This window comes from Blautia sp. ZXY-1-C6 (genome assembly GCF_056339875.1).
Genome location: NZ_JBWJVQ010000064.1, coordinates 1 through 10,427, shown reverse-complemented (window position 1 = coordinate 10,427; position 10,427 = coordinate 1). Strand labels below are relative to the sequence as shown.

The 10,427-nt window shown below is 41.1% G+C and carries 9 protein-coding genes; 5 read left to right on the top strand and 4 right to left on the bottom strand.

The genetic code is table 11. The features are described 5' to 3' along the window. Both AC075J_RS02605 and AC075J_RS02600 read right to left on the bottom strand, forming a co-directional pair. The coding region (locus tag AC075J_RS02605) for a serine hydrolase domain-containing protein (protein WP_476389951.1) at positions 1-1,069 on the bottom strand (1,069 nt) is incomplete at its 3' end. Positions 1,070-1,295: 226 nt separating this feature from the next. After that, positions 1,296-2,681 (bottom strand): citrate/2-methylcitrate synthase, encoded by a 1,386-nt coding sequence (locus tag AC075J_RS02600; RefSeq protein WP_022381230.1) that lies wholly within the window; start codon positions 2,679-2,681, stop codon positions 1,296-1,298. A 367-nt stretch (positions 2,682-3,048) separates the two neighbouring features. Here AC075J_RS02600 and AC075J_RS02595 point away from each other — a divergent pair, with 367 nt between their 5' ends. Then, the gene (locus AC075J_RS02595) at positions 3,049-3,528 is read left to right on the top strand and encodes an acyl-CoA thioesterase (RefSeq protein ID WP_025577026.1); all 480 of its coding nucleotides are present in this window, start codon (positions 3,049-3,051) and stop codon (positions 3,526-3,528) included. A 33-nt stretch (positions 3,529-3,561) separates the two neighbouring features. Here AC075J_RS02595 and AC075J_RS02590 read toward each other — a convergent pair whose 3' ends face one another. Both AC075J_RS02590 and AC075J_RS02585 read right to left on the bottom strand, forming a co-directional pair. Further along, entirely contained in the window at positions 3,562-4,689 is a 1,128-nt protein-coding gene (locus AC075J_RS02590) for a ComEC/Rec2 family competence protein (protein ID WP_118613674.1), read from the bottom strand. A gap of 155 nt (positions 4,690-4,844) precedes the next feature. After that, positions 4,845-5,363, bottom strand: coding sequence for a hypothetical protein (locus AC075J_RS02585; protein ID WP_118330911.1), 519 nt, complete (start codon positions 5,361-5,363; stop codon positions 4,845-4,847). 325 nt (positions 5,364-5,688) lie between these two features. Here AC075J_RS02585 and AC075J_RS02580 point away from each other — a divergent pair, with 325 nt between their 5' ends. The 4 genes from AC075J_RS02580 to AC075J_RS02565 all read left to right on the top strand — a co-directional run. Continuing rightward, positions 5,689-7,422 (top strand): alpha-amylase family glycosyl hydrolase, encoded by a 1,734-nt coding sequence (locus AC075J_RS02580; RefSeq protein WP_055052791.1) that lies wholly within the window; start codon positions 5,689-5,691, stop codon positions 7,420-7,422. A gap of 217 nt (positions 7,423-7,639) precedes the next feature. Further along, a complete protein-coding gene (locus AC075J_RS02575; RefSeq protein ID WP_008703111.1) occupies positions 7,640-8,014 on the top strand; it encodes a RidA family protein in 375 nt (124 codons plus the stop codon). A 175-nt stretch (positions 8,015-8,189) separates the two neighbouring features. Beyond that, entirely contained in the window at positions 8,190-9,614 is a 1,425-nt protein-coding gene (locus AC075J_RS02570) for a DNA/RNA helicase domain-containing protein (RefSeq protein ID WP_173706576.1), read from the top strand. 121 nt (positions 9,615-9,735) lie between these two features. Continuing rightward, a partial coding sequence (locus tag AC075J_RS02565; protein ID WP_476389950.1) for a radical SAM family protein occupies positions 9,736-10,427 on the top strand: 692 nt, incomplete at its 3' end.

Sequence of the window (10,427 nt, the reverse complement as noted above, 5' to 3'; positions counted from 1 at the left end):
CGGCGGGATGATAATTAACAGGGAAATACTTCCGAATGATATTCAGCATGATACAGTCCTGAAACATTTCTTTATTCCCGGCATTTGTGACAAGAACCATATCCATATCCGGATAAATAATAACATTCTGTCCCAACATTCCATTATATTCAAAGCTTCCCGGGCGCTGTTCCATCCATAGCTGATATCCATATCCATAGGTGTCATTCTGAGTTTTCAGATGTCGTGCCGTAGATATTTCTATCCAATATTCAGACACCAGCTGCTGACCATTCCATTTTCCCCTCTGAAGATACAGCTGGCCAAGTTTTGCCATGTCTTCTGCACAGAGAAACAGTCCCCAGCCGCCTTTTGTAATTCCTTTCGGACAGGTTTCCCAGTAATATTTCGTGATACCAAGAGGACCAAACAGTCTCGGAGTCAGATATTCGGTCAGGGTTTCTCCTGTACGTTTCGTCACGATTGCAGAAAGAACATAAGTATTCAGACTGTTATATTGAAACTCCGTTCCGGGTTTTCCATTGACAGATGCATTCAGAAAGCTTCCAAGCCAGTCATTTCCGGACACGATACCTGATTCATTAAAAGTTATGCCGCTTGTCATGGTCAGCAGATTCTCTACTGTGATCACAGGGCGGAAAATCTTTGAAAAGGCATTTATATGATCCGGAAAAATGTCATAAATATTTTCATCGAGCTTTAATTTTTCCTCTTCGATCAACATGCCGATTGCCATACCTGTGATGCTCTTGCACATGGAATGTGTAATATGCCACATTCCTTTAGGGTATGGTGCAAAATTACATTCACAGATTACCTTGCCATGACGCAGTGCCATAAAATGATGCATTTCCGTATCTTTGGAAGCATCCAGTTCCCGAAGAAGAGCAGTAAACAGATCAGAGGAGATTCCCTGATTCTCCGGTGTGGCACGTACAAATGCCTGCTCATAAACTGCATCAAACGGAAAATCCGGTTTCTGTGGGAAATAATCTACACGTGTACCGCCTGTCTTTCCAAGGATCATATTTAAAACCAGTTCTGCAACTGCAATCTGTTCTTTTGCCATAGAGAATACCTCCTTTTTCGGATTTATTTTGATTATACAGACCTCATACAACAAATGCAAATTATATTTTTACGAGAAAGGATATTACGTTACTGTGAACGGAGTGAACAGTAACGATATTACCAGTGGACAGTAGCGCAGGATTCTCTTTCTGCGGGAAGCTCACTTTAGTGACATAATAAAACGGCTGCGGAATGAACCGCAGCCAGTAATAAGTTTCATCTGTTTACCTTTCGTCAAAAGCAACAAAATCTGTATGATGTCCTACATATTTGTAAGCAGGACGAATGATCTTATTTGCATTGATCAGTTCTTCCAGACGGTGAGCACTCCAGCCCGGCATACGTGCAATAGCAAAGATCGGAGTAAATAATTCTTCCGGAATACCAAGCATGCTGTATACAAATCCACTGTAGAAGTCCACATTTGCGCAGACATTCTTGAACAGTTTTCTATGTTCCATAATCAGTTTGCCGGCAATATTTTCTACTCTGTTATAAAGCTCGAATTCCTCTGTCATTCCCTTTTCCTCAGCAAGTGCCTGGGCAAAGCGTTTCAGGATCACTTCTCGAGGATCGGAAAGTGTATAGACTGCATGCCCCATACCATAGATTAGCCCTGCATGGTCAAATGCTTCTTTATTCAGAACCTTCTTGAGGTAAGTTATGATTTCATCTTCGTTATCCCAGTGATCTTGATCTACATGAGACTTCAGATCAGCAAACATATTCTGAACTTTCAGGTTTGCTCCACCATGACGAGGTCCCTTCAGAGATCCGATGGATGCAGCAGTAGAAGAGTAGGTATCTGTCCCTGAAGAAGTTACCACATGAGTGGTGAAAGTGGAGTTATTACCGCCACCATGCTCAGCATGCAGGATCAGTGCAATATCCAGAACTTTTGCTTCCAGTTCTGTGTATTTTCCATCCGGGCGAAGCATAAGAAGAATGTTCTCGGCAAGAGAAAGCCCCTTCTGCGGATTACGGATAAATAAGGTATCATCCTTTCTGAAATGGCGATATGCATGGTAAGAATATACGGCAATTTCAGGAAGCTTTGCAATCAGTTCCAGAGACTGACGAAGTACATTTTCAGGAGAAATATCTTCCGGATTGTCATCATATGTATAGAGAGCCAGAACACAACGCTGCATGGCATTCATAATATTGGCATTGGTTCCCTTCATAACAACATCGCGGACAAAACGACCGCCAAGCTCCTCCATATCAGACATCATATCCAGAAATCTGGAAAGTTCTTCCTTATCAGGGAGCTTACCGAAGATCAGAAGATAAATTGTTTCTTCAAATCCAAAACGTCTTCCGTTCAGACCACTGATGATATCCTGTACATTGATTCCCTGATAGTATAAACGTCCATCAGCCGGAATCTGTCTGCCGTTGATCAGATTATAACCATTAACATCAGAAATCTCTGTAAGACCTGTCAGGACACCTTTACCTGCGGAGTCACGAAGACCTCTTTTTACATTATATTCTACATACAGATTTGGATCGATATGATGATTCTTGAGCAGTTCCTGTTCAAAGAATCTCATTTTGTCACGAAGCTGTCCGGAATCTTCCAGACTCATCATTTCATGTTTTTCCATAATATCATTCCTCATTTCCCCGTTATTTATCTACAGCAATACTCGCAAATTCACTTATAGCAATACTCGTAAATAATGCATATTATAGTGAATTTTATTAAAAAACACTGATACAGTGAATTGCAGATGCATCCTTGCGATCAGTGTTTTACTATGGCGAACATTTGTATTTGTACCTATTTAAACATTGTACAGTAAAGTGATGGGAAAGGCAAGATAAAGATTGTATTTTTTTTCATACAATCATATTAAAGTGATAACGCTTTAAAATTATACAGAAGGAAAATTATGAAAAATATAACACAAAATCATGGAACGTGCTATAATAGCCAACAGAAAGCATGATAAAGGGGAAGTGAGAAAAGAAATGTCAGAAAGAAAAATGAAACGAGTTGAGGACTCCTTAACAGAGCAGTCTCATTTATTAATGCCAAAGTGTCTGAATGCCGCAGGTTATCTGTTTGGCGGACAGCTGCTTGCATGGATTGATGAAACAGCAGGTATTGTTGCCAAGCGTCATGCGGAAATGAATGTGGTAACTGTTGCAGTAGACAATATGTATTTCAAAGCCGGAGCCAGAGTGAACGATACCATCGTTCTCATCGGACGGCTTACACATGTGGGACGTTCTTCCATGGAAGTACGTATTGATACTTACTGTGAAGCCCTTGATGGAACCAGAACCATGATCAACCGCGCATATTTTATTATGGTTGGAACAGATGAACATCAGCATCCTGTGGAAGTACCGGGACTTATCATTGAGGGAGTTACTCAGCAGATAGAGAATGAAGCTGCACAGAAACGTGCAAAACTCTGGAAAGTACGCAGACAGGAAGGATTTTAACAAAACAGCCGCAAATGCGGCTGTTTTTGTTTATCAGTAACATTTACTGCAAGGTCCGTATCCCATAACCTCGGCTTCTGATCTGGATACCTGTCTGGCTGTATCCGGGTTCATTCTTCCACAGTTGGGAATGCTGTGATATTTTTCGCCGGTTGCAGGGATCCATACCATTGTTCCTACATCTGCATTGTTGGATTCTTCCTGTTCAGGTACCGGATCAGAAGTGGTAGTTTCTTCCTGCCAGGAGTTTCCACCAGTGCCACCTGCAGAAGCATTTACAGAGGAGTCTCCGGAAGAATAATCATTGCATGGCTCCTGTGACCAGGAAATATTTGTTCCATCGGAGACTGCAATGATCGTACCCTGTTTATCTGTTCGGAATACAGGGATTCCCATATCTGATAAACGTCCCATTGTATCTGCTGACGGATGATTATACTGATTATTGATTCCGCAGCTTATGACTGCGTAAGATGGAGAAGTCGCCTCAAGGAAATCCCAGGTAGTTGAACTTGCAGACCCATGATGACCAACAGAAAGAACATCGCAATCAAGGTTCATACCAGTACTGATCATATCCTGTTCACTGGTTTCCTCTGCATCTCCGGTAAAAATAAAGCTATTTGAACCATTTTCAAGTTTGATTACAAGAGAGTTATCATTACTGTTCTGGCTGATACCATTCGGTGCAAGAACAGTGAAACTTCCGGTGCCAAAATCAAATGTTTCACCTACAGAAGGATACTGTACGATAATTGCATTTGCAGTGGCAGTATTCATAAAATTATTGAATAAATTTGAAGTATGTACATAGTCTGGTCCGAATATATTACTTACAGAGAAATTGTCTATACATGGAACAAGACCGCCGATATGATCTTCATCATAGTGAGAAGCGATCATATAGTCAATGTTTTCCACATTCTGTTCCTGTAAGTAGGAGATGATCAGATCAGCATGGCTCTGATCCCCGCCATCGTACAAAAGATTTTGTCCTCCGGACTGTACTAAGATGGCATTTCCCTGTCCAACGTCAATAAAATGAACTGCCATCTCACTGTTGCCTTCAGCTTTTACCGTCAGTGCTGATTGCGGAACTAAGGTAAACAGCAGAAGGAACAGAGATAGAATTAGTGATAGTAACCTGTTTTGTTTCTTCATAAAAAGCCTCCTGAATGTTAATAACAGTTTGATTATACCATTTATTGAGAAACAAAAACATAATTATAGTAATTTCGTAAAATAATACAAATAATCCAGTCTATCTTGGAGCGGGTTTGAAAAATGCTTTAGCGTGAAGTCCTGCGTCAGATTGATTAATACTCTATCTGCTGGACTTCCTCTCCATTGTCTTCCCATGTATCAGAGTTATCCAGAGAACCATCTGTGCTGTCACCGGAATTGTCATCACTGGGATAATCAATCTGATCGGAAGAATCATCCCCTGTATCGTCAGACGATGTCTGATCACTGCTTCCATCATCAGAAGATCCATCTTCTGTATCTGTATTATCATTCTCCTGCCCTGTATCATCCAGAGAACCGTCCTGCGTCGTATCAGTATTGTAAGAAGAGTCATTGTAAGAAGTATCATTATAACTGTTGTCATAATCAGAATCATAGTTACTTTCCTGAGTATAAATGGTAAATCCATCCTCCTCAGCCTGAGCTTCTGCCTGTGCCTGAGCCTCAGCGGCAGTTTCCGGAGCTTCCGTAAAGTTTGTAACAGCTTTTGACACTGTATTACCGGTAGGTGCCACAGCAGAAACCGCAAACATCGCGCCACAAAGCAGGATTGCAGTTCCGGCAATCTGAATTTCATCTATATGTCTCATAGTTTATATTCTCCTTGCTTATCTATGTTTGTTTCTTTCTATTTCTATGCATATCCAGATTATTTACAGCAATATTATATACCTTAAGTAGATTTTTTTGTAGAGTAAATTTTAAGTTACTGTTCATACATCACTATCCTGAGATATACAAGCCAAAATTGAAAAAAAACTGGATTCTGTCTGAAAAATCTGTTATTATAAGAATCGTATGAATATAATTTCAACTATAATACAGTTTATCTAATTATTTTCTTTCCTGTATGATATCAGGGTAAAAAAATCCCCATAAATTGAAATTATAAATTTAAAAACAGAGGTGTCATTTATGAGCTGGTATAATGAGGCAATTTTCTATCACATCTATCCACTGGGTTTAACCGGTGCGCCGAAGCACAATGACTACAGTGCTCCTGTTTCCCGTCTGAACACATTACTTCCATGGATCGACCACATCAGAGAAATCGGATGTACAGCATTGTACATCGGACCTTTATTCGAGAGTGTAGGACATGGCTATGAAACCACAGATTACAAGAAGCTGGATTCCCGTCTCGGAACCAACGAAGACCTTAAAAACTTCGTGGCAGCCTGTCATGAAAAAGAGATCAAAGTTATTTTCGATGGTGTATTCAATCACACAGGCCGTGATTTCTTTGCATTTAAAGATATTCAGCAAAACCGCGAACATTCCAGATATCTCAACTGGTACTGCAATGTGAACTTCGGAGGGAATACGGAATACAATGACGGCTTCTCCTACGAAAACTGGGGTGGATACAACCTTCTGGTAAAATTAAACCAAAGAAACCCGGAAGTACAGAATTACATCTGTGATGTGATCCGTTTCTGGGTATCAGAATTTGATGTAGATGGAATCCGTCTGGATGCGGCAGATGTCCTTGATTTTGATTTCATGCGTGCCCTGCGCCGTACAGCAGCAGAAGTAAAGGAAGATTTCTGGCTTATGGGCGAAGTGATCCATGGCGATTACAGCAGATGGGTAAATGGAGAAACGCTCCACAGTGTAACAAACTATGCCCTGCATAAAGCACTCTACAGCGGACATAACGATCACAACTATTTCGAAATCGCACATACTGTAAAATATCTCCAGAATATGGGAAATCTTGATCTCTACAACTTTGTGGACAACCATGATGTAGAACGTATTTATACCAAGCTTTCAAATAAAGCACATTTTGCACCTGTTCATGTCTTACTCTATACACTTCCGGGTGTACCAAGTATCTATTACGGTTCTGAGTTCGGTATTGAAGGAAAGAAAGAGAAATTCTCCGATGACAGCCTCAGACCGGCTCTGGATATTAAAGACTATGCAGATGCAGTACAGAAGAATCCATGTACAGCCCTGATCGCAGCTCTTGGAAAGATACGACAGCATACACCTGCATTAAGCTACGGAAGCTACGCTGAACTTCAGCTTACCAACCGCCAGTTTGCATTTGCCCGTGACCTTGACGGAATACGTGTGATCGTTACCGTAAATAACGATGATAATGCAGCAGATATGAGCCTTCCGGCAGGAAATTGCGCAGAATATATCGGAACCCTCACGGGCCGTAAAGTACCTGTTCAGGATGGACGTATCAATGTAACAGTAGCCGCAAACAGCGGTGAAATCTGGGTTCCGGCGGGTGAAATGCCAGAATATATATCAGTAAAAACAGAAACTGCAGATATCAAAAAAGTACAGGAAGAAACAGAAGAAACAACTTCCACTCAGACTGAGTCTCCTGCACAGAAAACAATAACCGCAGCAGCAAAAGCAGAAGATATTCAGCCTCAAAAAACTGCCGATACTTCAGCTACATCAGCAGAAAACAGTTTTCCGGAAAATACGGAAGCCGCTGTTGAAAAGGAAAAGACAGTAATTGTAGATCTGAATAAATCTCCGGAAGACATGACTGTAGATGAATTACAGCAGGCAATCCTTGCCAAAATGGCAGGCAATGGTCCTGTCACAGACCAGATGAAGAAAACAGTATATGATAATATCTGGCATGATTCTCTGGTAAACTGGCTCAAGAGCTTCCACTGATCAGATTATTGTCAGTATTTTTCATCTTTTCTTCCAGTAATAAAAGACGAAATTTCTTTATAACAATTTTTTTGCCGTTGACTAAATATTTTTTTGGTGGTAAGATATGGATACAGGTTATTGAACAAGGGTAGCTGTTTGGAATCTTGCAATGTAAAGATTGGTTAAACAGCTGCAGACAATCAATTACACTAAATCGTACGGGAGGAATTCATTCATGAAAACACTTGAAACAAAAAAAGCACCAGCAGCAATCGGACCATATTCTCAGGCAAAAATGACAGGAAACTTCTTATTTGCATCCGGTCAGATTCCGGTAGACCCGGCTACAGGTGAAGTTGCAGGCGATAAAATCGAAACACAGGCAGAGCAGTCCTGCAAGAACGTAGGAGCAATTCTTGAAGAAGCCGGACTTACATTTGACAATGTTATCAAGACTACATGCTTCCTTGCTGATATGGCAGATTTCGCTGCATTCAACGCTGTGTATGAGAAATACTTCACAAGCAAACCGGCCCGCTCCTGCGTTGCTGTAAAACAGCTTCCGAAGAACGTACTCTGCGAAGTGGAAGCTATCGCTGTAGCTGAGTAATTCAGCCAAACCACAATATAATAGATATTTCAAAACAATTTCTGAATCTGATTCAGATGGGGAAAACAGCCAGGGAAAAATCCACTTGGCTGTTTTTGGTTTTCAGGCTACCTGCAATTGCTGATATTTGCTATAATAGTATAAAAGAATTCCGGCAAAATGAAAGGTAAAAGTTATGAGATCAATATCCATATATGCACTTACGAGAAATCAGAATACAGATTCTCTGTCAAAACTGGAACGTCAGTTATCCGGTCGGGAATATTTCCTCAAAATACGGGAATGGGAACTTCAGAGTATGAAAGCACTGGTACGCCAGTTAGAATCGCATATGACTAAAGTCTGTTCCCTGCGCTTTTTCTATTCCTACCAGATTCCAAAACTCGGGAAAGAATTTGATCTTCTCCAGATCAAAGACGACCAGATTATAAATATTGAACTGAAAAGCGGAGCTGTATCTGAGGAGGCAATTCGTAAACAGCTTATGCAGAACCGTTATTATCTTTCCGTTCTCGGACGCTCCATACAGTCTTATACGTATATCAGCAGTCAGAATCGCCTTGTCAGGCTTACCAATCATGATCATATTGCAGAAGCCGACTGGACAGAACTGTGCGGATCACTGCAAAAGGAGAGCAGTGATTATCAGGGGAATATTGACGATCTGTTTCAGGCCGAACTATATCTGATTTCTCCCATCACAGAACCGGCCCGTTTCCTGAAAAAAGAATACTTCCTGACTTCCCAGCAGCGGGATATCCAGCGCCAGATCTTAAAGAAACTCCGTATCAGCCGGTTCGAATATTTCTGTTTTACCGGACTTCCCGGAACAGGAAAAACATTGCTTCTCTATGATATCGCCATGAAACTGTCCAGGCGTCAGCAGATATGCATGATTCACTGTGGCAATGCCGGAAAAGAATGGAAAATACTGCATAAACGTTTACAACGTATTGCTTTTCTTTCGGACAATCAGCTGACCGAAAATACAGAGCTGAAACATTACAGTGCAGTTCTGGTAGACGAAGCACATTTGCTTTCTTCAGAAAAACTGCAGATTCTGTTAACGCAATCGGAGGGGGAGTTTCCTGTAATATTTTCCAGCGATTCCGAAGATGCCATATGTCCTGAAGAATTAGGGGTAAATACATTAAAACTCATAGAAAACCTGCCGGAAATCCAGATGTTTCACTTAACCAACCGCATCCGTACCAATGCGGAACTTTCCTCATTTATCCAGAATATGATACACCTTACAGACAGAAAAACCTCAAAACCCTATCCGCATGTTTCTGTTGTATATGCAAATAATGAAGAGGAGACTGCTGCCTTACTGGAAGATTATATACATCAGGGTTATGAATATGAGATTACTGCCGTGAGAGACATAAAACGTCTTGTTATCATATTGGACGAACGATATTACTATGATCAGAACAGATATCTGCGTTCAAAACATTTCAAAGAAGGCAGGCCTGATGTCCGTAATTTATTTCACCAGCTGAATCAGGCCAAAGAGGAACTTTCTATAATTGTTAGAGAAAATACATATGTATACGAAACATTACTCACGCTTTTACAGCCTGATACTGTCAGATAAAAGCTGCAAACTATCCGACTCTCCCTTGAAATCCCCCACCATTCCGTATATAATAGGAATATTGTGGGGGATTTTCCCTGCTTAACACAATGTTGATACAATAACCTCTGAAAGGAATACTATGAGAACTCTAGCTTTAAGCGATGAAATTTTAATGAAAGTTGACAAGGCTGCCCGTTACATCGGTGGTGAAGTCAACTCTGTAATGAAAGATAAGAATGACGTAGATATCCGCTTTGCCATGTGCTTCCCGGATGTTTATGAAATCGGTATGTCCAATCTGGGCATGATGATCCTCTATAACATGTTCAATGAACGTGAGGATGTCTGGTGTGAGCGTGTCTTTTCTCCGTGGATGGATCTGGATAAAATTATGCGTGAGGAACATATTCCTCTCTTTGCCCTGGAATCCCAGGAGCCTGTAAAGGAGTTTGATTTCCTTGGTATTACCCTTGGATATGAGATGTGCTATACCAATGTGCTTCAGGTACTTGACCTGAGCCATGTTTCACTTCTGGCAAAGGATCGTAAGGAAGATGACCCTATCGTCATCGGCGGCGGTGCATGTGCATATAATCCGGAACCGATCGCAGAATTTTTTGATATGTTTTATATTGGCGAGGGTGAGACTGTCTATGATGCTCTGTTTGATGCATATAAGGCAAACAAGGCAGCAGGCGGCTCCAGAGCAGACTTCCTGTTTGCAGCTTCCCAGATTCCCGGAATTTATGTTCCCTCTTTATACAATGTAACCTACAAAGAAGACGGCACCATTGCTTCCTTTACACCTGCAAAAGAGGGCGTACCTGAGAA

Bases quoted from the DNA above. Each gene is read 5' to 3' on its own strand.
- AC075J_RS02600 (WP_022381230.1), bottom strand. From the start codon at position 2,681: ATGGAAAAACATGAAATGATGAGTCTGGAAGATTCCGGACAGCTTCGT.
- AC075J_RS02585 (WP_118330911.1), bottom strand. From the start codon at position 5,363: ATGAGACATATAGATGAAATTCAGATTGCCGGAACTGCAATCCTGCTT.
- AC075J_RS02590 (WP_118613674.1), bottom strand. From the start codon at position 4,689: ATGAAGAAACAAAACAGGTTACTATCACTAATTCTATCTCTGTTCCTT.
- AC075J_RS02570 (WP_173706576.1), top strand. From the start codon at position 8,190: ATGAGATCAATATCCATATATGCACTTACGAGAAATCAGAATACAGAT.
- AC075J_RS02595 (WP_025577026.1), top strand. From the start codon at position 3,049: ATGTCAGAAAGAAAAATGAAACGAGTTGAGGACTCCTTAACAGAGCAG.
- AC075J_RS02575 (WP_008703111.1), top strand. From the start codon at position 7,640: ATGAAAACACTTGAAACAAAAAAAGCACCAGCAGCAATCGGACCATAT.
- AC075J_RS02580 (WP_055052791.1), top strand. From the start codon at position 5,689: ATGAGCTGGTATAATGAGGCAATTTTCTATCACATCTATCCACTGGGT.